Here is a 19,371-nt window from a genome sequence, read left to right as displayed (position 1 = left end):
AGCCGGGCACCGGCAGGCGACGGCACCGGCACGCGGGGGCGCACCGGCATGCGGGAGCGCCGACGAGCGGGGTGACCCCGCGTCGCCGGCGCTCGCCGCGCTGTCGTCGAGTCAGCGGCGGCCGTTGGTGCGGGCCGTGTCCTTGCCCAGCGCCTTGGTGAGGTCGTCGGTCGGCCGACCGGAGACGTCCGTGGCACCCTCGGCGACCGACGGGACCTTGTCGGTCGGTCGGATACCGCTCTGCTTGGCCGTGCCGGTGGTGCTCGCGCTGGTGCCGCCGGCCACCGCCGAGCTGCCGGCGCCGGTCATCCCGGCCGCGCCGGTCATGGCGGCCCCGTCGGTCCCCTTGGCGGTGGACGGCGTCCGCACCTCGATCGAGTCGACTTCGTCGCGCATCGGATCGAGGCTGCGAGCCGGGTCGTACTCGGCCCATTCCTGCTGCTCCCGGCGGCGGCGCATGGCCACTGCGCCGGCCAGGCCGGCTACGACGCCTGCTGCCAGCAGGCCGGTCATCATCGAGCCGCGACGGCGCGGCTGCTTCTTCTTACCGGTGATCCGCATGGTCTTCGACTTGGCCTTCCTGGTCAGCGGCCCTGCCTGCGCGGCGCCGTCACGGGCCGCCGCGGCCAGCGGTGCCAGCGTGGTGAGTGTCGTCCCCCAGCCGGTCGACGCCTGGTCGCGAACCTTCGCCGCGGCCGGTCCGACGTAGCCCCGGGCCACCTGGACCCGCGGACCGACGGTCGCACCGGCGCCCTTCGCGGCGTGGTTGGCCGCCTGCATCAGGTGGCTGATGCTCTGGTTCAGCTCGGCCTTGGCCAGCTGCCCCTGGGACTTACGCCGCCCGAATCCAAACACGGTCCTACCTCCTGGGAGTTGTTCCTTCGTCATCCTCCACCTTCGGATGCCTCCGCGATGCCAGATCGGGCACATGGGAGGATCCGCATGGAACTGACCATCGAGTGAGGAGTACCCGTGGCCGAGGCTGTCTACGCCACCCTGCACACCAACGCCGGCCCGATCCGGCTGGAGCTCTTCCCGAACCACGCGCCGAAGACCGTCCGTAACTTCGTCGACCTGGCTGAGGGCAACCGGGAGTACACCGACCCGCGCACGGGTCAGCCGGGCAGTGGTCCGTACTACGACGGCACCATCTCGCACCGCGTCATCAGCGGCTTCATGGTCCAGATGGGCGACCCGACCGGTACCGGTCGGGGCGGGCCGGGCTACAAGTTCGCCGACGAGTTCCACCCGGAGCTTCGGTTCGACCGGCCTTACCTGCTGGCGATGGCGAACGCCGGACCGGGCACCAACGGTTCGCAGTTCTTCATCACCGTGTCCCCGACGCCGCACCTCAACAACCGGCACACGATCTTCGGCCAGGTTGCCGACGAGCAGTCGGTGAAGATCGTCGACTCGATCGCGAGCACCCCGACCGGCCCGAGCGACCGTCCGCTCCAGGACGTCGTCATCGAGCGGGTCGAGATCGAGCGGTCTGCTGCCTGACCGACCGGCGAGGTACCTTTGCTCGCATGATTGAGCGCTCCGGAGCACCGCACCGGCCGGTGCCGGTGGATCGTGTAGCGGTGGACGGAGGGTCGGCCCGGTGAGCGAGTCTCCGCCGACCGCCCCGGTCTGCTACCGGCATCCCGGTCGGGAGACCTACGTGCGGTGCACCCGCTGCGACCGGCCGATCTGCCCGGACTGCATGCGGGAGGCGTCCGTCGGGCACCAGTGCCCGGAGTGCGTCAACGAGGGACGTCGCAGTGTCCGGCCGGCGCGTACCGCCTTCGGTGGTGGTACGGCCGGCCGGCACGGCTATGTCACCAAGGCGCTGATCGCGGTGAACGTGCTGTTCATGCTGCTCTCCATCGCCTCCGATCGGGGCGGGGACGCGGCGGTGGGTGGTGCCGGCTTCGGCGGCCTGATGGGCGGCGACACGCCGCTGACCGACTGGGGGTCGGTGCTCGGTCGGGCGATGTTCCCCGACGGCACAATCGGCGGAATCGCCGACGGCCAGTGGTACCGGCTGGTCACCGCGATGTTCCTGCACTACGGCGTGATTCACCTGCTGCTCAACATGTGGGCCCTGTGGGTGCTCGGCCGGTCGCTGGAGGCCAGCCTCGGGCGGGTGCGTTTCGCCGCCCTCTACCTGATCGCGGGCTTCGGCGGCAACGTGGCGGCCTACCTGTTCAGTGACCCGCGAGCGACCACTGCCGGCGCGTCGACGGCGATCTTCGGGCTCTTCGCCGCATTGCTCATCGTCGAGCGCAAGATGGGCCGGGACATCTCCCAGATCATCCCGGTCCTGGTGATCAACCTGGTGTTCACGCTGACCGTGCGGGGCATCTCGATCCCCGGGCACTTCGGTGGCCTGGTGGTCGGTGCGCTGATGGCGCTGGTGCTCGCGTACGCACCGCGTGGCCGGCGCACGTTGGTGCAGGTCGCCGGCGGTGCGGTCATCCTGCTGGTCCTGCTCGCCCTGGCCCTCTTCCGCAGCGCCTACCTGCTCGGCTGAGCGAGCGAGGGGTCAGCCGGCGGTGTTCGGGCGGGCGGCACGCACCTCGGCGGCCACCTCCTCCGGGGTGGCGCTCAGGTCGTACCGACCGAACAGGTGCAGCGAGTCGCCCGCGTCGATCTCCAAGGTTTCGCTTGTCGTCCCCAACCGTTGCCGGCGGTCCACGGTGATCGCCTCGATAGCCGACCAGGGCAGCCGCCGCCGGCCCGCGAACCCCTGGATCACGGTGAGGCCTGCGGCGTCCACCGCCAACCGGACCGGCGCGACCAGGTCGCGTACCGCCCAGCCGGCCAGCGCGGCGGCGGCCAGGACGGCCAGCGCCAGGCGGACCGGGTCGCCGTCGGCGAAGAGCAGCCCGAGCGCGACCAGCAGGACGGCGCCTACCAGCTTCGCCACGGGCAGGCTCGTCGGCACTCGCCACTGCCGCACCGGGGGGATGTCATCCACCCGCCCAGCATGCCAGCGGCATCCGGATGACGCCTGATCGGACGGTCGGTCCGGGGACGACGTAGGATCGGGGCAGCCCAAGTTACCGGGGAGTAAACATGAGTGACGCGGTCATCGTCGGCGCGGTGCGCACCCCGGTCGGGCGGCGCAGGGGCAGTCTCGCCGGCGTCCACCCGGTCGATCTGTCGGCGCACGTGCTGCGTGCCCTCGCCGAGCGCACCGGGCTCGACCCGGCGCAGGTCGACGACGTCTTCTGGGGCTGCGTGTCCCAGGTCGGCGAGCAGTCGTGGAACATCGCCCGCAACGGCGTCCTCGCCGCCGGCTGGCCCGAGACGGTGCCCGGCACGACGCTGGACCGGCAGTGCGGCTCCAGCCAGCAGGCACTGCACTTCGCCGCCGCGACGGTGCTGTCCGGCCAGGCCGACCTGGTGGTCGCCGGCGGGGTGGAGTCGATGACCCGGGTGCCGATGGGCTCCAGTGTGGCTGGCGGCATGCCGTTCAGTGACCAGCTCCGGGACCGTTACCGGGGTGTCGAGGGCTTCGCCGACGACGCGCCCCTGCCGTTCAACCAGGGCGTCGGGGCTGAGCTGATCGCCCAGCGGTGGCGCCTCTCCCGTACCCAGCTCGACGAGTTCGCGCTGGCCAGCCACGAGAAGGCAGCCGCTGCACAGGATGCGGGCGCCTTCGACCCGGAGTTGGCAGCGGTGCCGCTCGGCGATGGCGGCAAGTTCGCCGCCGACGAGGGCATCCGCCGGGACACGACCTTGGCCAAGCTCGGCGAGCTGGCCACGCCGTTCCGTGCCGACGGCGTGGTGACCGCCGGGTCGGCGTCCCAGATCTCCGACGGCGCCGCGGCCCTCGCGGTGACGACCTCCGAGTGGGCCAGCCGGCACGGCCTTCGGCCGCTTGCCCGGATCCACACCGCCGTGGTCGCCGCCGACGACCCGGTCACCATGCTCACCGCCCCCATCCCGGCCACCGCGAAGGCGCTGCGCCGCGCGGGGCTGGGCATCGAGGAGATCGGGGTGTACGAGGTGAACGAGGCGTTCGCCCCGGTGCCGCTGGCCTGGTTGGCCGAGACCGAGGCGGACCCGGAGCGGCTCAACCCGCGCGGCGGGGCGATCGCCCTCGGTCACCCGCTCGGCGGCTCCGGTGCCCGGATCATGACCACGATGCTCCAGCACATGCGGGACAACGGGATCCGCTACGGCCTGCAGACCATGTGCGAGGGCGGCGGAATGGCCAACGCCACCATCGTCGAGCTGGTCTGACGGCTCGGCCCGGAAAACGTATGGCCCGGCCTGGGAGGGCCGCCTATGGTGCCCAGCGTGACGACGAACGCGAATGGGCGCGGCCTCGACTGGTCCAGCGAGCAGTGGCAGTTGTGGGCCCGGTCCTGGGTCGAGACGCAGCTGAGTCAGGCCGGTCGGCGGGTGACCGGGCTGGTGGAGCCCCGGGTTCGTCCCTGGTCGCTGGTGTGGCGCGTGCCGACCGACGACGGCTCGGTCTGGTTCAAGGCCAACAACCGGGGCACGGTGCACGAGGCCGTCCTGATCGCGACGCTCGCCCAGCTGACGCCTGAGCGGGTGCTGACACCGATCGCGGTCGACCCGGTGCAGGGCTGGTCGCTGCTGCCCGACGGCGGCGAGTCGTTGCGCGACGTGCTGGCGCGCGATCCCGATCTGGCGCACTGGGAGCGGGCGCTGCCCGGGTACGCCGCGCTTCAACTGGCCACCGCGCCGGGTGCCGACGAGTTGGTCTCCCTGGGCGTGCCGGATCACCGCCCCGAGGCGCTGGCCGGGCTCTTCGCCGAGTTGCTCGACGATCGCGAGTCACTGCTGATCGGTGCCGAGGGCGGGCTCAGCCCGGACATGTACGAGCGGCTGCGGGCCGAGCTGCCGTCGTACGCCGAGCGGTGCCGCCGGCTCGCCGACATCGGCATCCCGGCCACTGTGCAACACGACGACCTGCACGACGGCAACGTCTTCGCGGGCCGGGACGGCTATCGCTACTTCGACTGGGGCGACGCCTCGGTGGCGCACCCGTTCGGCACGCTGCTGGTGACCCTGCGCTCCATCCGGTACGGCATGGAGCTGGCAGCCGACGACGCCCGGCTGGTGCGGCTGCGCGACGCCTACCTGGAAGCGTGGACCGACCGGTACGACCGTCGGACCCTCGTCGAGGCGGCCGACCTCGCGATAAACCTGGGGGCGGTGAGCCGGTCGCTGTCCTGGCGTCGCGCTCTGGACACCGCCGAGGAGTCGCGCGCCGAGTACGCCGACGCGGTGCCCGGCTGGCTGGAGGAGCTGTTCGCCGCAAGTCCGCTCCAGCCCGATTCCCGACCATGATCCGTCCAAGACGGAAATCGGACAGGGAGTGCGACACGCCGCGTGGAACTTCCAAAAAAGGCGCGTGACCCACGTCACCCCACTAAGGGAGGTCGTTGGGCAGGTCATGGACGTCTTCTCCCGAACGTTCCTTCCGGCCGCCGCCGAGGCTGGCCTGGCCGTGCAGACCGTGAGCCGGCACATGCCGGTCTTCCGGCGCTGCGTCGGCTCCGGTGACGCCACCATCCTGGTCACCCGTTGCAGCCGCCCCGACCGCCCGGTCACCGGCGACTACCTGATCCTGCTCACCCACCGCCGGCTTGTGGTGACCCAACAGACCCGGCTGCTGCACCGACTGCGCCTGCACCTCAACACCGAGTTGCGTGAACTGAGCAACGTGACCTGGAGCCCGGACCCGCGGCTGCACTCGGTCGAGTTGGCGGCCACCGCGATCGACGGGATCCGTGAGCGGTTCCTGATCCGTACGAGTCAACCGAAGCGGGTGTGGCAGCTCGACGCGTTGCTCAACCACGCGTTCCGGACCCGCCTGCGGGCGCCCCGGGAGCGGATCGTCGCCACCATCGGTGACGCGCCGGCCGCCGCACGTCCCAGCGTGTTCCGTCCCGCCGTGGTGAGCTGACGCCTCTCCGGCTCCGCCTCGCCTTTACCGAACTCGAACACGCGTCGATCGCGTCGAGCCCTCCGGGTCGGGAATCATTGGGCCGGTGACCGTCGAACCGCCGCACCGCGGGCTCGTCCTCGTGGTCGAGGACGAGCCGGCCATCGCCGACCTGGTCAGGCTGTACCTCACCCGGGACGGGTTCGGTGTCCACCTGGAGCGGGACGGTGCGGCCGGCCTGAGCGCCGCCCGCCGACTGCGCCCGGTGGCCTGCGTCCTGGACATCGCGCTGCCGGGCCTGCCCGGCACTGAGATCTGCCGCCGGATGCGCGAGGCCGGTGACTGGACCCCGGTCATCTTCCTCACCGCCCGGGACGACGAGGTGGATCGGATCGTCGGCCTGGAGTTGGGTGCCGACGACTACGTCACCAAGCCGTTCAGCCCCCGGGAGTTGGTTGCCCGGGTGCGCGCGGTGCTGCGCCGTTCCGCCGGCGGCCCGGAGGGCGCGGACCGGCCGCGCGTCGTCGGCCCGGTGACGCTCGACCCGGCCCGCCGGACGGTGACCGTCGCGGGTGCCCCGGTGCAGCTCACCTCCACCGAGTTCGACCTGCTGGCCCACCTGATGGCCCGGCCCGGTCGGGTCTTCACCCGGGAGGAGTTGCTGGCCGGGGTCTGGGGTTACGCGGCCCACGCCGGCACCCGGACGGTGGACGTGCACGTCGCCCAGGTGCGGGCGAAGCTCGGACCGGCCAGCGTGATCCGCACCCACCGCGGCGTGGGGTACGCGGTCGATGCCTGACCACCCCGGGCGCGCCGAATCGCCGACCATGGCCCTGCCGGTGGTCGGCGCCGGCCCGCCGGCCGCGCCCCGACGTGGCCGGTTCGGCCGCACGCTGACCGCCCGGGCGGTGCTGGTCACCTGCGCGGTGTCGCTGGTGTCGGTGCTGGTCACCGCGATCGTCGCCGTGCCGTTGGCAATCCGGGGTGCGGAGCGCCGCGATCAGGAGGCGCTCGCCGCACAGGCCCGGCTCGCCGCCGAGGTGCTGAGGACCCGACTGGACCGGGGTCGCAGCGCCGACGAGGAGCGACTCATCCAGCAACTGCGCAACCAGGGCATCGACGCGTACCTGATCCGGCGCGGGACGGTCGACCGGCCGGGCCTGCCGCCCCGGGTGGTGCAGCGGATCGAGCAGGGCGGAAACGTGTCGGTCCGCCGCCCGGTCAACGGCGAGCGCGCCCTGGTCGAGGGCCGGGCCCTCCCCAACGGCAACGGGGTGGTGCTCTCCCGTCCTGCGGCAAACGGGCTCTGGGCCAAGGTGTTGCTCAGTCTGTGGCTGCCGCTGCTGGCCGGGTTGACCGCCGGTGTGGTGGCCGGGCTGCTGCTGGCCCGACGGCTGGCCCGGCCGATCCGCGTCGCGGCCACCGCCGCCGCCCGGCTGCGCGCCGGTGACCGTGCGGTCCGGGTGCCGGTCGAGTCGCCGGACGAGGTCGCCGACCTGGCCGAGGCGTTGAACGGGTTGGCCGCCGCGCTGGCCACCAGTGAGGGTCGGCAACGGGAGTTCCTGCTGTCCGTCTCGCACGAGCTGCGCACCCCGCTGACCGCGATCCGGGGGTACGCCGAGGCGCTCGCCGACGGGGTGCTCGGCGCGGACGACACGGTCGACACCGGCAGGACGATGCTGGCCGAAGCCCAACACCTGGACCGGCTGATCGGCGATCTGCTGGCGTTGGCCCGCCTGGAGGCCGCCGACTTCCCCCTCGAACCGGTGCCGGTGGACCTGACCCAGCTGGCCATGGACGCGGAGCCGACCTGGTCCGGCCGGTGCGCGGCGGTGGGCGTGTCGTTCCGGGTGGACACGCCGGGTCAGCCGGTGCCCGCGTACACCGATCCGGGGCGCATCCGGCAGGTGCTGGACGGGCTGCTGGAGAACGCGCTGCGGGTCGTACCCCCGGGGTCGCCGGTGGTGCTCGCGGTCCGGCCGGCCGACACGGACCCGGCCTGCGGCGGTGTGCTGGAGGTCCGGGACGGCGGGCCCGGCTTCACCGACGACGACCTGGCGGTGGCGTTCGAACGCGGTGCGCTGCACCAGCGTTACCGGGGAGTGCGCAAGGTGGGCAGCGGGCTGGGGTTGGCGCTGGCCGCCGGGCTGGTCCGTCGGTTGGGCGGGGAGATCGCCGCGGGGCACGCACCGGAGGGCGGTGCCGCCTTCACGGTCCGACTACCCGGTGATCCTTACCTGGCCCGAACATCGGCCTGACGGTCCGCTCGTCGTCGGAGGGAATGCTGAGGGCTCCACGGACGAGAGGAACAGCCATGCCACGTTGGGGATTCGCCACCGGCACCACGGCACTGCTCGCGGCGGTTGCGCTCGGCCTCACCGGCTGCGGTGCGGCCGAGGTGGCCAGCCAACCCGCCCGGGAGGCCGCTGTCGAGGTCGCCGCCGCGATGGGGGTGGAGGGCCAGGCGCTGGCCGCGATGGGCTTCGACGCCGACGACCTGGACGTGCAGACCGTCGCCGCCCCGGCCACCCCGACGCCGGGCGCGTCCCCCACGGCGCGGGAGAAGGCCCGGGAGAAGCGCGGCGAGGAGTGGCGCAAGCGCCGCCAGGCCCGCGTGCAGTTGCGCAAGAACACCCTGCACGGTGAGGCGGTGGTGCAGACCAAGGAGAGCGGTACGCAGACCGTCGCCGTGCAGCGCGGCGAGGTGACCGCGATCGACGGCGACTCCATGACCGTCAAGTCCACCGACGGCTTCTCCATGACCTGGGCCTTCGGCGACGACCTGCGGGTCGTCGAGCGGCGCGCCACCGTGCAGCCGAGCGAGGTGAAGGTCGGCGCGACGCTCGGCGTCGCGGGCGCGAAGGACGGCGACAAGGCCGTGGCCCGCCTCATCCTCATTCCCCGCGCGAAGTGAACGAAGGGGCCCTGGTCGACGCCAGGGCCCCTGCCCTCATCAGTAGACGCGGGAGCCGATGAAGTCGTCTCAGTAGACGCGGGAGCCGATGAAGTCGTCGTGACCGTAGCCGACCGGGTTGGCGGCGGTACGGGCCTCGAACGACCACTGCTGCCGGGTGTTGCTGGAGCAACTCGCCAACCGCAGGCGAGAGCTGCCCAGCAGCGGGTTGTCGAACGCCACGCAGAGGTTGTTGGCGCTCGCCGGCCTGATCTGGTTACCCACGAAGACGAACTGCTGCGCGCCGGTGCCGTTGCAGTCGTAGATGTTGACCGCCGTGCCGGAGGTCATCGAGCTGTTGGCGACGTCGAGGCAGCGGTCGTGGGAGAGCTCCGAGTGCAGCGACCGCCGGTTCTGGTCGTACCAGAAGCCCTGGTTACGCCCACCGTGACAGGAGTACGGCTGCTGTGCGGTGCCGTTGCGGGAGTCGTACCCCTTGCCGTCGACGCAGGTGCCGGTGGCCAGGTTGCGCAGTTGCTTGAACTCCAGCAACCCCGGGTAGAGCACGCCGCTGCCGGTGCTGGCCGGGTCGACGCAGCTGGCCCGGTCCTGGCCGGAGTTCCAGAACTGGGTGATGCACTGGGCGAACATGCCGTGCCCACGAGCGTTGGGGTGGAACGACTGCCGGGCAGCGTTCTCGTTCCAGATCCCGACCTCGATGTAGAGGCCGCGCACCGAGGTGTTGTCGGTGCACACCTCGTGGCCGTGGAAGAGCCGGCTGGCGTCCAGGTAGCGGGTGCCGGTGTTCGCCGCAGCCGACCGTAGCGCCGACTCGAACATCGGCACCGCCTTGTTCCGGGCGAACGCCGCGTCGGCCAGATAGAGCAGGCAGCCACCGGAGTACCAGCCGGGGAAGTTCGGGTTGTCCTCGACGTCGGGGCTGCCCGGGCTCGGGTACGACATGAGCACCAGTTCGTAGTCCGAGCGCAGGTAGCCGGCGTTGGTCATGGTCTGCCGGATGTCGGTGAGTGCCGATTCGACCGCTTGCCGGCTGCCGTCGGTGCGGATCGTCCACTGGTCGGTGTAGGTGGGGTAGCAGGCCCCCTGGAAGAAGACCCGGCGGACGGCGCAGTCGGTGGCGACCGGACCGAACTGGATGGTCCCGTCACCGTTCGCGCCGACCACCACCCAGATCAGCTTCACGTGCGTGTTGCGCGCCTTGATGCCCAGGTAGTCGCCCTGGTTCAGCTCGTTGTGCTGGGTCGGGCCGCCAGCGATGAGGTTCCACGGGGTGGCACCGGAGCAGGCCAGGTTGTATTGCGCGTCCGACGTGATGCCGGTGCGGAACACCGCCTGGTCGTACGAGCGGTCGCACCAGTTGCCGTCCTGGTGGGTGCCGGGGACGTAATTGCCGACTCCTTCGCCGGAGATCTCACTGTCGCCCATGGTGATGAGTGCGGTGTGGCGTTGGTCGATCGGGCGGATCTGCGGGCTGCCGTAGAGGGCGGTGGCTTCGGCGGCCCGGATGGCTTCGAGGTTGGCGGGGAGTGGTTGGACGGTTGGCCGGTCGGCGGCGGTGGCGGGGGCGGCGGGTCCGGCGAGCATCGGTAGGACGAGAGCGGCGACGGCGACGGCGACGGTGCAGGCCCGTCGTCGGGTCGCGCGTCCGGGCCTGGCGGGGTTTGCAGGCATCGACGCACTCCTTTCGGCTCAATCGCGGGACGTCGATTGAGTTACCAGACGGTAACGTGCCGATCCATGGATGTGAATGCGCCTCGGATCCTTGCGCGCGAGCTGCAGAACCGCCCGGAACGGACTATCTGGGCGGCGGGTGCGCGGCAGCGGACCGCCGGATCAGCGACCCGGCGGCAGCGCGTAGCCGACGTAGCCGCGGAACTCCAGCCGCCAGCCCGCCGGGACGAGCTTGGCGCAGGCCGGCTTGCTGCCGGTGCACACGATCGCGTCCACCGATGCGGGGTCCGCGGGCGGTCGTTCCGGCAGCACCGACTGCAGCGACACCAACTCCGGCGAGCGTCCGTCCGGCTGCCGCAGCAGCAGCCACCACGGGTACTCCCAGTTGTCGTTCTGCTGCACCAGCCCGATCCGACCGGCACCGCTGTCGCGGACCGCCGCCGCGGCCCAGCGGAACTCGTCAGCCCACTCGGGGCGACGCACGAACCGGGTGTCCCAGTCCGAGGTGGTGAAGACCGAGCCGGTGCCGACCAGCCGCCGGGGGAAGCCGTACGACACCGCGAGCACCCCGGCCAGCGCCGAGGCGGCCAGCACGGTGACGGCCGCCAGCGTGGCCACCGACCGCCGCGCCCCCACCCTGCTCGGGTGCGTATGGCGGCGCAAAAGCGCGTCGAGCCAGAGCCCGGCCAACGGCACCGCGAGCACCAGGGCGTAGAGGATCAGCCGGTTTCCCCACGGCTGCCACTTGATCATTGAGGTGTGCAGCAGGACGGCGGTCAGCACCACCACCGCGTACGCGCGCAGCGGCCCGGCCCGCTCGGGGCCGATCCGGCGCGGACGAGTGAGCGCGACGACCGCACCGATCAACACCAGCGCCCCGGCCAGGGGGAACGCCACCCGATCCTCGTCCGGATACCAGGCCGGCTCCGGAAAGATCTCCCGACCGAAGGTGATCGCGCGGTCCTGCGGGTCGACCCCGATCGCGCCAGCGCCGTCGATGATCGCCTCGGCTCCGGCCCGGCGCAGGGGCGCCAGCGGCGTGTCGAACGCGGTGTGCCCGATCCGCAGAGCGTTGACCAGGATCGACGGCGGATCGTGCCGCTCCATCGGGATCGATTCGCGTAGCCGGGGCGGCCCCAGCGGGTGCCCGAACTCGGCGGTCACCCGAGCCAGGAACGGGCCGACCACCACGGCCGCGACCAGCAGGATGAGCACTGAGCCACCGACCGTGCGGGCCAGCCCGCCAACCGGCCGAGGCCGCTGACCTCCGCCGGTCGTCGCCGCGCCGCTCGTCGCCGTGCCTGCCGTCGTCGGGCCGGGCGTCGTCGCTCCGGGCGATGCCGTGCCGGTCGTCGCCGCGTTCGCGGTCAGGGCCAGCCGCAGCTGGGCCAGCCCCCAGAGCACCAGCAGTGGGCCGACCGCGATCAGGCCACTGGTCTTGGTCACCGCGGTCAGCCCGGTGGCCGCGCCCAACCCGAGGATCGTGCCCCAGCCGGTCCGCCGCCGCAGCCCGTCCAGCACCAGGGTCGCCGCGCAGGCCACCCACGCCGCGCAGACCAGGTCGGTCTGCGTGCTGGTCGCCTGGAGCACCGCCATCGGCGTGGTCGCCAGCACGAACGCGGTGAGCAACTGGGCCCTCCGGCCGCCGCCGAGCTGCGCGGTGATCCGTGCGGCCACCAACAGGCAGACCACACCGGCCGCCCACTGCACCAGGTTGTACAGCTGGTCCCCGCCGGTGAGCAGACGCAGGTGCAGCAGCAGATACTCGGCTCCCGGCGGGATGGTCACCTGCCGGTGGATCGCGGTGGGCCAGAAGTCCAGGTCGCCCTGGGCCACCCAGTGCTCCACCTTCGGCAGGTGGTACGTCTGCGAGTCGAAGTTGTTCGGCTCGGCCAGCAGCGCGACCAGCAACTCCACCAGGACCAGCCCGGCGACCGTGCCGGCGAGCAACCGCTCGCCCCGACCTGCCGTACGCCAGGCGTCGACCGCCACGGCGAGCAGGCCGGAGGGTGCCCGGCCGGTCTGGGTCGGCGTGGGGCCGGACTCGGCCACACCGGGGTCGACGGCCGGGGCGGAGGCCTCGGGGCTGCCACCGGACAGCGCGGCGCCGACCTGCACCGGTCGCGGTGCGGCGCTACGCGGCTGCGCGCGAGGAGTCTCCCGTCGCCGCCGCACCCCGACTGCTGTCGCGGCGGCGGCCAGGAAGAGCAGCCAGGCGGCGACGAACGCCGGCCGGGTCAGCACGTGCAACGCGCCGAGCACCTCGACGACGAGCACCGCGTACGCCCCGCTGAGCAGCGCGGCGCGCACCACGGCGAGCCGCAGCGGTGCGACCGCGCCGGCCTCGCGCGGCCTCGTCGCGACGGTGAGCAGGAGCACCGCGGCGACAGGAACCGCCGCGAGCAGGGAGCCGGCAGCCGACATGGCGGGAAGTAAACACCATCGGGTTGAGCCCGCCACGCCGACTGCCCGATGGTGGTGGCAGACGTCGGGCTGACCAGCCAGGCTAGGCTATGTCCGACGTGTCGTCACCACCGTGGAGATTCCCGTGAAGCTCTCGATCCTCATGCCGGTCTTCAACGAGGAAGAACGCATCGCGGATGCCCTCAAGCAGGCATTGGCGGTGGACTATCCGTGCGAGATCGAGTTGGTCGTCGTCGACGACGGTAGTCGGGACGGCACCGGCGAGGTCCTCGGTCGCGCGGACGACGCACGCCTGCGGGTCATCACCCACCAGCGCAACGCCGGCAAGGGTGCCGCCATCAAGACGGCGGTCGACAGCGCCGAGGGCGACTACATGGTCATCCTCGACGCCGACCTGGAGTACGACCCGCAGGACATCCCCAAGCTGCTCGCCCCGGTGCTCGACGGGCGAGCGACCGTCGTCTACGGCAATCGCACCTTCGGCAGCCACAGCGCCTACAGCTTCTGGTATGTGATGGGCAACAAGGGCGTCACGATGGCGGCCAACGTGCTGTTCAACTCGTACATTGGCGATCTTGAGACCTGCTTCAAGCTGATGCCGGTGGCGCTCTACCGGTCGCTCGACGTGCGTTCGCGCGGCTTCGGCATGGAGGCCGAGGTGACCGGCAAGCTGCTGCGGCAACGGATCCGCCCGTACGAGGTGCCGATCAGTTACCGGGCGCGTGGCCGGGAAGAGGGCAAGAAGATCACCTGGAAGGACGGCGTCGAGGCGATCTGGATCCTCGGTCGCGAACGCGCCCGCCGCCGCCCCGCGGCCTCGTCCGCGCGCTGATCCCAGGAACGCGCCAGGTCGTCGGAGCAGCCCGGGAAGCCGGGCGCCGGTCTCGGTGGTCGGTACGGTGGCTGTGCCATTACTGTGTGAGTTGAAGTGCACTTCAACTCAAGGACCCGGTGATGCAGGATCTACTGACGATCGGCGAGCTGTCCGTCCGCTCCGGCGTCGCACCGTCGGCGCTGCGCTACTACGAGCGACTCGGGCTGATCCGCGCCGACCGTACCGGCGGTAACCAGCGCCGGTACGCCCGCGCCGAGTTGCGGCGGGTCGCCTTCATCCGGATCTCCCAGCAGGTCGGCGTCTCGCTTGACGAGATCCGGGCCGCGTTGGAGTCACTCCCCGAAGCCCGCACGCCCAGCCCGCAGGACTGGGCGCGGCTCTCCGCGAGCTGGCGGGGCCGGTTGGACGAGAAGATCCGGCTGCTCACCAACCTCCGCGACGACCTGGACGGCTGCATCGGCTGTGGCTGCCTCTCCCTGCAGCGGTGCACGCTCAACAACCCCGGGGACGCGCTGGCCGGCGAGGGGCCGGGCGCCCGTCTGATGCTGCCCCGGGCGCCGGAGGAGTCGACCCCGGCGGACTCGCTCGCCTGACGCCGCCGCATCACACCCGCAGGAGCAGCACCTTGCCGAAGTGATCGTTCGACTCGACGAGCCGGTGCGCCTGCGCGGCTTCGGTAATCGGCAGCCGCCGGTCCACCACCGGTCGGACCATGCCAGCCTCGATCAACGGCCACACCTCGTCCCGTACGCCCTGGACGATCTTCGCCTTCTCCGCGAGCGGGCGGGAGCGTAGCGACGTCGCGGCGATGCTCGCCCGTTTGGTCAACAACGCTCCGAGATCCAACTCGGCTGTGCGCCCACCCTGCAACCCGATCGTCACCAGCCGGCCGCCGGTCGCCAGCGCGGAGACGTTCCGGCCCAGGTAGGACGCGCCCATGATGTCCAGGATGACGTCGACGCCACGACCATCGGTGGCTCGCCGGACCTCCTCGACGAAGTCCTGCTCCCGGTAGTCGATCGTGTGTGCCGCGCCCAGCTCGCGCAGCCTGGAGTGCTTGGTCTCCCGCGCGGTGGTCAGGACGGTGGCGCCGAGCGCCGCCCCGAGCTGGATCGCGAAGGTGCCTATCCCGCTGCCCCCGCCGTGCACCAGCAGCGTTTCGCCCTTGCCGAGCCGCGCCACCATGACCAGGTTCGACCAGACCGTGCAGGCCACCTCAGGCAGCGCCGCCGCGTCGACCGGGTCGCAGGCCGGCACCGGCAGCAGTTGCTCGGCGGGGACCGCGACCCGCTCGGCGTACCCCCCGCCGGCCAGCAACGCGCAGACCTGCTGCCCGACCGCCCACCCGGCGGCCTCCGGGCCGACCACGGTGATCACCCCAGAGCATTCCAAGCCGGGGTACGCGGGCGCGCCCGGCGGCGGAGGGTAGTGCCCCTGCCGTTGCAGCAGGTCAGCGCGGTTGACCCCGCTGGCCCGCACATCCACGATCACCTCGCCGGGCCCTGGCTCAGGGTCGGGCACCTCGGCCCAGACCAGCGCGTCGGGTCCACCGGGCTGCGGAATGGTGATGGCTCGCATGGGCTCAGTCTTCCCGATCTCACCGGGTGCCGCAGGCGCACCCTCCAGCCCACTGTGGACGCGCCAAGACTCCTGGCCGGCGCACCGGGGAGGGACGCCGGGCCGACCGGCGAGGGCCGTGGCAGACTATGCGTGGCCGTACACCTGCGGGTTGCGGCCCAGGAGGGTTCGCCTAGTGGCCGATGGCGCTGGTCTTGAAAACCGGTAAGGCAGCGATGTCTTCGTGGGTTCGAATCCCACACCCTCCGCCCCTCTGGACCGCAAAAATTCCTCCTGACCAGCGCGAACGCTGGTCAGGAGTGACTGGGCAGGCGATAGACCGAGACGTGCGAGCGGGAGTCGGCGGTGAACTCGGCTCCGGACCAGTCCGCGTGCCGGCTCTCCAGCTCGAAGCCGGCGAGCTGCGCCATCAGATCCAGCTCGGCAGGCCAGATGTAGCGGTGCGGCGACCGACCCACCCGCGCGTCTCGCCCTGGACCGAACTCGAAGTGGTGTGACACGACGTGCTGGAGCAGGGTGTCGTAGGTGTCCAGGCCGATGTAGCCCGGCTCGCAGGCGAACACTGTCGCGGCCTGGCCCGGCGGCAGCTTGCGCAGCTCGGGCACCCACAGCTCGATGACGAAACGGCCGCCCGGCGTCAGGTGCCGGGCCGCGTTGCGGAAGCATTCCACCTGCTCGGCCTGGGTGAGCAGGTTCGAGATCGTGTTGAACACCAGGTAGACCAGGGCGAACTCACCCGGTGCGGTGGCGGTGGCCATGTCACCGGCGATCACCGGGATCCGCGTCTCGTCCACCTTCTGGCGAAGCACGGCGAGCATCGCCGCGGACAGCTCGATGCCGGTGACCGGCACGCCGCGCTCGGCCAGCGGGATCGCCACCCGGCCGGTTCCGATCGCGAATTCGAGCGCCCGTCCGGTGCCGGCGAGGTGACTGAGCCGCTCCACCGTCGGGTCGAGCACTTCCGGCGCGAACATGCCGGTGCCCGGGGTGTCGTAGCGGCTCGCGGTTTCGGTGTCCCAGATCTCGTCCTGGCGCATTCGCCCACGATCACCCTGCCTGGCCGCGACCGTCCAACGGATTTCCACGCCCCTCGGACGTGGACGCTGGGCCCAGCAGGCGGGCGGAGATGCTCTCCTGGGCCAGCAGCCGTAGCGCCGCGATGAGCGTCTCGCCGAGGATGGTGCCGATCACCACGCTCTCGGCGACCTGGTCAGGCTCGGCGTACGAGGTGACCGCCGCGAGTTCCAGATCGGTGAACCGCTCGACGGCTTCCGCGTACGCGTCGAGGTGGCCGGTGAGGCGGTCCTGGCCGAGCGCGCGCATGGCGGTGATGGTCTCGATGAGCGTCGTGATGGCGGGCGCGTCCGGCTCGACCGCCCATCCGCGCCGCTCTACAAGTTCCCGTACCTGCGCTGCGGCGGCGGCACGTACGTCGTCGTCGGCGGTCACCTGGTGGTGGGGCGTGATGGCGCGGTGCACCGCCCCGATCCGTTCGTGCAGCGGGCGGGCGTCGGAGTCGAACCCCTCCAGGACGATCTTCACGCTGGCTACGGGTAGCTGCGCCAGCTCGATCAGGGCGCGGATCAGGCGCAGCCGGCGCAGGTGGCGCTCCTCGTACCTTGCCTGGTTGGGGCTGGTCAACTCGCCCGGTGGCAGCAGGCCTTCCCGCAGGTAGTACTTGATGGTCGGCACGGGCACCCCCGACCGGCGACTCAGCTCCGCGATACGCATTGCGTTTCCTCTCATCGGGATGGATAGTAGCGCTATCCGTAAGCGGATAGCGCTGCTATCCGTCTGCATCTTCACACCCGAACGGAGACTGCCGTGCAGACCCTGGCCCTCAGCACCGAGTCGCGGATCCTTGCCGGAGCGGTGCTGCTCACCATCGTCACCATCCAGGTGGGCGGCTGGTTCCTGACGCGGATCGCCCGCGGTCAGGTTCCGATGACGGACTTCCAGAAGTCATTCGCACGCGCCGGACATGGTCACGCCGGCGTGCTGGTCCTCCTGAGCCTGATCGCCCTGCTCTATGTGGACGCCACCGGGCTCAGCGGCGTTCTGCTCTGGACCGCGAGGCTTGGCGTGCCGCTCGCCGCGATCCTGATGTCGGCGGGATTCTTCGCGTCGTCCGCCGGCAGGAACGTCACCGCGCCGAACCGGTTCGTCTGGGTGCTGTGGCTGGGCGCATTCTGTCTCGCCGCAGGGGTGGTGAGCCTCGGTGTCGGGCTGCTGACCGCTTGAGGTGTTGAGCAGCGTCGTGACGCGCCCGGTCACTCCGGCGGGTTCGCGGCCCGCCGGTCCTCGCGAATCGTCTCCTCGGCCAGCCGCTCGACCGCGCGTCGGCGTTCCCGGACGAGCGACCGCACGTTGGGCTTCCGCACGGCGGAGACGACGCCGATCAGGAAGTCACGCCAGATGCCTGCCAAGGAGTTCCCCTCGTGGAACGTTGCGGCGACAACTATAATTTTGTCGGGTGCCTCCCGGACACCGGCCAACCGGTCGTCGACCGCCGCCGAACGGGGTAAGAAGGGGCTGATATCTCCGCACACCGGAAGGACGCGTCCCGATGACCCTGGAACGACCGATCGCCCCGGACCCGTACGAGCTGCTGCCGACGCTGCCCTCGTTCACGCTGACGAGTGACGATGTGCAGAACGGCGAGCCGATGGATGCCCGGCACGCGCATGGCAGCACCGGGGGTGACAACGTCTCTCCGCAGCTGACCTGGTCGGATTTCCCCGCTGAGACGAAGAGCTTCACGGTGACCTGCTTCGACCCCGACGCGCCGACCGGCAGCGGCTTCTGGCACTGGGTGCTCGTGAACGTGCCGGTCGAGGTCACGCAGTTGCCCAGCGGCGCCGGCGGCGCGGCGGGCACCGACCTCGGGGGGGCGTTCTCGGTTCGCAACGACTACGGCGAGCAGGCTTACGGCGGGGCGGCTCCGCCGCCCGGCGACCGCCCGCACCGGTACGTCTTCGCGGTGCACGCCGTGGATGTCGACCACCTGGACGTGACCCCGGACGCCAGTCCCGCCTACGTCGGCTTCAACCTCGCGTTCCACACCCTGGCCCGAGCGGTGATCCGCCCGACGTACCAAATCAAGAGCTAACCGCCTCCCCCCACCCCACCCCGGCGGGCGGGGCCGCGCGGGGTGGGGTGGGGGTTTAGGACGGGACGCGGGCTACGGCGAAGACTGACTGGCCGAACGGGGGGCGGAGGCGCTGTTCGGCGGCCTTGGTGGCGGGCAGGACGACGGTGTCGTAGACCTTGACCATCGGGCCCTCCTTCGGCATCAGCCGGAAGACCTTGGTGGCCATGAAGTAGCCGATCAACCCGAGCGCGTTGGCGTAGTGGATCTTCTCGACGGTCAGGCCGGCCTCGGTCATCGCCGCCTCGAGCGTCTTCTTCGTGTAGCGCCGGACGTGCCCGGTGGCGATGTCGGCCGGGCTCATCGCGAACTGGAACGCCGGCACGATGATGATCACGTTGCCACCGGGGCGGACCAGGTCGCGCATGCTGCTCAGCGCGCCCACGTGGTCCTCGATGTGCTCCAGGACGTTGTACGAGACCGCGGCACTGTGGTCGCCGCGGTCGTTGTGCGGCAGCAGCATCTGCCGGACGTCGATGTTCGGCCGGTCGGCGAGGCGCTCCTTGAGCTGCACCAGCCGGTCCGGGTCGGCCTCGGTGGCGGTGAAGCGGGGCAGCAGCTCCGACCATTCCAGCGCGTAGTCACCGAGACCGCTGCCGATCTCGATCGGATCGTCGCCGAGGTAGGGCAGGGCCAGTTCGATGAACCAGCGACGGTGGTTGACAGCGGTCGCCAGGCCTTCCAGCACCTCGGACTGCACGCGCTGATCCCCAGTGATTTCTGCCATGCGTCGATTCCTCACGATATGAACTCGACCCGTGCCTGGACCGACAGAGTGAATCATCCGCTGGGATGGCAGAAGAATCGGGGCATCGGGGGTGGCCGAATTGTGGTCGGGGGGTGGGTTCGTGATCGGCGGTCGGCGAACCCGGCACATAGTACGGCAGTACCCC

General features: G+C 71.2%; 21 protein-coding genes and 1 tRNA gene. 13 read left to right on the top strand and 9 right to left on the bottom strand.

What is annotated here, in order from left to right:
• Positions 1 to 111 precede the first annotated feature (111 nt).
• Positions 112 to 888 (bottom strand): hypothetical protein, encoded by a 777-nt coding sequence (locus JOD64_RS13685; protein WP_204942582.1) that lies wholly within the window; start codon positions 886 to 888, stop codon positions 112 to 114.
• An 84-nt stretch (positions 889 to 972) separates the two neighbouring features.
• Here JOD64_RS13685 and JOD64_RS13680 point away from each other — a divergent pair, with 84 nt between their 5' ends.
• On the top strand, positions 973 to 1,503 hold the full coding sequence (locus tag JOD64_RS13680) for a peptidylprolyl isomerase (protein ID WP_204942580.1): 531 nt from the start codon (positions 973 to 975) through the stop codon (positions 1,501 to 1,503).
• Between the two features lie 100 nt (positions 1,504 to 1,603).
• Complete coding sequence (locus JOD64_RS13675) at positions 1,604 to 2,515, top strand: rhomboid family intramembrane serine protease (RefSeq protein ID WP_204942579.1); 912 nt, start codon at positions 1,604 to 1,606, stop codon at positions 2,513 to 2,515.
• Positions 2,516 to 2,527: 12 nt separating this feature from the next.
• Here the strand turns inward: JOD64_RS13675 and JOD64_RS13670 are convergent, their stop codons facing one another.
• The gene (locus JOD64_RS13670) at positions 2,528 to 2,962 is read right to left on the bottom strand and encodes a PH domain-containing protein (RefSeq protein WP_204942578.1); all 435 of its coding nucleotides are present in this window, start codon (positions 2,960 to 2,962) and stop codon (positions 2,528 to 2,530) included.
• 98 nt (positions 2,963 to 3,060) lie between these two features.
• Between JOD64_RS13670 and JOD64_RS13665 the strand changes: the two genes are divergently transcribed.
• The 6 genes from JOD64_RS13665 to JOD64_RS13640 all read left to right on the top strand — a co-directional run bounded on the left by JOD64_RS13665 (position 3,061) and on the right by JOD64_RS13640 (position 8,822).
• On the top strand, positions 3,061 to 4,233 hold the full coding sequence (locus JOD64_RS13665) for a thiolase family protein (protein WP_204942577.1): 1,173 nt from the start codon (positions 3,061 to 3,063) through the stop codon (positions 4,231 to 4,233).
• 57 nt (positions 4,234 to 4,290) lie between these two features.
• Entirely contained in the window at positions 4,291 to 5,310 is a 1,020-nt protein-coding gene (locus JOD64_RS13660) for a phosphotransferase family protein (protein ID WP_204942576.1), read from the top strand.
• Positions 5,311 to 5,416: 106 nt separating this feature from the next.
• Positions 5,417 to 5,929, top strand: coding sequence for a hypothetical protein (locus JOD64_RS13655; protein ID WP_204946049.1), 513 nt, complete (start codon positions 5,417 to 5,419; stop codon positions 5,927 to 5,929).
• A gap of 85 nt (positions 5,930 to 6,014) precedes the next feature.
• Positions 6,015 to 6,707 carry a response regulator transcription factor gene (locus tag JOD64_RS13650; RefSeq protein ID WP_204942575.1) on the top strand — a complete coding sequence of 231 codons (693 nt, stop codon included), beginning with the start codon at positions 6,015 to 6,017 and terminating at the stop codon, positions 6,705 to 6,707.
• Positions 6,700 to 8,166, top strand: coding sequence for a sensor histidine kinase (locus JOD64_RS13645; RefSeq protein WP_204942573.1), 1,467 nt, complete (start codon positions 6,700 to 6,702; stop codon positions 8,164 to 8,166). The genes JOD64_RS13650 and JOD64_RS13645 overlap by 8 nt, the downstream gene beginning before the upstream one ends.
• A gap of 56 nt (positions 8,167 to 8,222) precedes the next feature.
• Positions 8,223 to 8,822 (top strand): hypothetical protein, encoded by a 600-nt coding sequence (locus tag JOD64_RS13640; protein WP_204942572.1) that lies wholly within the window; start codon positions 8,223 to 8,225, stop codon positions 8,820 to 8,822.
• A gap of 69 nt (positions 8,823 to 8,891) precedes the next feature.
• Here the strand turns inward: JOD64_RS13640 and JOD64_RS13635 are convergent, their stop codons facing one another.
• Together JOD64_RS13635 and JOD64_RS13630 are read right to left on the bottom strand one after the other, a co-directional pair.
• A complete protein-coding gene (locus JOD64_RS13635) occupies positions 8,892 to 10,493 on the bottom strand; it encodes a ricin-type beta-trefoil lectin domain protein (RefSeq protein WP_204942571.1) in 1,602 nt (533 codons plus the stop codon).
• Between the two features lie 162 nt (positions 10,494 to 10,655).
• Complete coding sequence (locus JOD64_RS13630) at positions 10,656 to 12,917, bottom strand: glycosyltransferase family 39 protein (RefSeq protein WP_204942570.1); 2,262 nt, start codon at positions 12,915 to 12,917, stop codon at positions 10,656 to 10,658.
• A gap of 124 nt (positions 12,918 to 13,041) precedes the next feature.
• On the opposite strand from JOD64_RS13630, the gene JOD64_RS13625 reads away from it, so the two are divergent.
• Both JOD64_RS13625 and soxR read left to right on the top strand, forming a co-directional pair.
• A complete protein-coding gene (locus JOD64_RS13625; RefSeq protein WP_184179714.1) occupies positions 13,042 to 13,749 on the top strand; it encodes a glycosyltransferase family 2 protein in 708 nt (235 codons plus the stop codon).
• Positions 13,750 to 13,871: 122 nt separating this feature from the next.
• Positions 13,872 to 14,345 carry a redox-sensitive transcriptional activator SoxR gene (gene soxR, locus JOD64_RS13620; protein WP_204942569.1) on the top strand — a complete coding sequence of 158 codons (474 nt, stop codon included), beginning with the start codon at positions 13,872 to 13,874 and terminating at the stop codon, positions 14,343 to 14,345.
• 10 nt (positions 14,346 to 14,355) lie between these two features.
• On the opposite strand, the gene JOD64_RS13615 is transcribed toward soxR, so the two are convergent.
• Complete coding sequence (locus JOD64_RS13615) at positions 14,356 to 15,330, bottom strand: NAD(P)H-quinone oxidoreductase (RefSeq protein ID WP_204942568.1); 975 nt, start codon at positions 15,328 to 15,330, stop codon at positions 14,356 to 14,358.
• A gap of 161 nt (positions 15,331 to 15,491) precedes the next feature.
• On the opposite strand from JOD64_RS13615, the gene JOD64_RS13610 reads away from it, so the two are divergent.
• Positions 15,492 to 15,578: transfer RNA gene (locus tag JOD64_RS13610), tRNA-Ser, on the top strand.
• A gap of 45 nt (positions 15,579 to 15,623) precedes the next feature.
• Here the strand turns inward: JOD64_RS13610 and JOD64_RS13605 are convergent.
• Together JOD64_RS13605 and JOD64_RS13600 are read right to left on the bottom strand one after the other, a co-directional pair.
• Positions 15,624 to 16,367 (bottom strand): class I SAM-dependent methyltransferase, encoded by a 744-nt coding sequence (locus tag JOD64_RS13605; RefSeq protein ID WP_204942567.1) that lies wholly within the window; start codon positions 16,365 to 16,367, stop codon positions 15,624 to 15,626.
• A 10-nt stretch (positions 16,368 to 16,377) separates the two neighbouring features.
• Positions 16,378 to 17,061 carry a MerR family transcriptional regulator gene (locus JOD64_RS13600; protein WP_204942566.1) on the bottom strand — a complete coding sequence of 228 codons (684 nt, stop codon included), beginning with the start codon at positions 17,059 to 17,061 and terminating at the stop codon, positions 16,378 to 16,380.
• Positions 17,062 to 17,154: 93 nt separating this feature from the next.
• On the opposite strand from JOD64_RS13600, the gene JOD64_RS13595 reads away from it, so the two are divergent.
• Positions 17,155 to 17,571 (top strand): hypothetical protein, encoded by a 417-nt coding sequence (locus JOD64_RS13595; RefSeq protein WP_204942564.1) that lies wholly within the window; start codon positions 17,155 to 17,157, stop codon positions 17,569 to 17,571.
• A 29-nt stretch (positions 17,572 to 17,600) separates the two neighbouring features.
• On the opposite strand, the gene JOD64_RS13590 is transcribed toward JOD64_RS13595, so the two are convergent.
• Positions 17,601 to 17,756 (bottom strand): hypothetical protein, encoded by a 156-nt coding sequence (locus tag JOD64_RS13590; protein WP_204942563.1) that lies wholly within the window; start codon positions 17,754 to 17,756, stop codon positions 17,601 to 17,603.
• Positions 17,757 to 17,896: 140 nt separating this feature from the next.
• On the opposite strand from JOD64_RS13590, the gene JOD64_RS13585 reads away from it, so the two are divergent.
• A complete protein-coding gene (locus JOD64_RS13585) occupies positions 17,897 to 18,439 on the top strand; it encodes a YbhB/YbcL family Raf kinase inhibitor-like protein (protein WP_204942562.1) in 543 nt (180 codons plus the stop codon).
• 55 nt (positions 18,440 to 18,494) lie between these two features.
• Here JOD64_RS13585 and JOD64_RS13580 read toward each other — a convergent pair whose 3' ends face one another.
• The gene (locus JOD64_RS13580; RefSeq protein ID WP_204942561.1) at positions 18,495 to 19,205 is read right to left on the bottom strand and encodes a class I SAM-dependent methyltransferase; all 711 of its coding nucleotides are present in this window, start codon (positions 19,203 to 19,205) and stop codon (positions 18,495 to 18,497) included.
• Between the last annotated feature and the right edge of the window lie 166 nt (positions 19,206 to 19,371).

The sequence above is a fragment of the Micromonospora luteifusca genome (genome assembly GCF_016907275.1).
GTDB lineage: Bacteria > Actinomycetota > Actinomycetes > Mycobacteriales > Micromonosporaceae > Micromonospora > Micromonospora luteifusca.
Note: the sequence above shows the minus strand (reverse complement) of the source record. Positions and strands in the feature narration are given on the sequence as shown.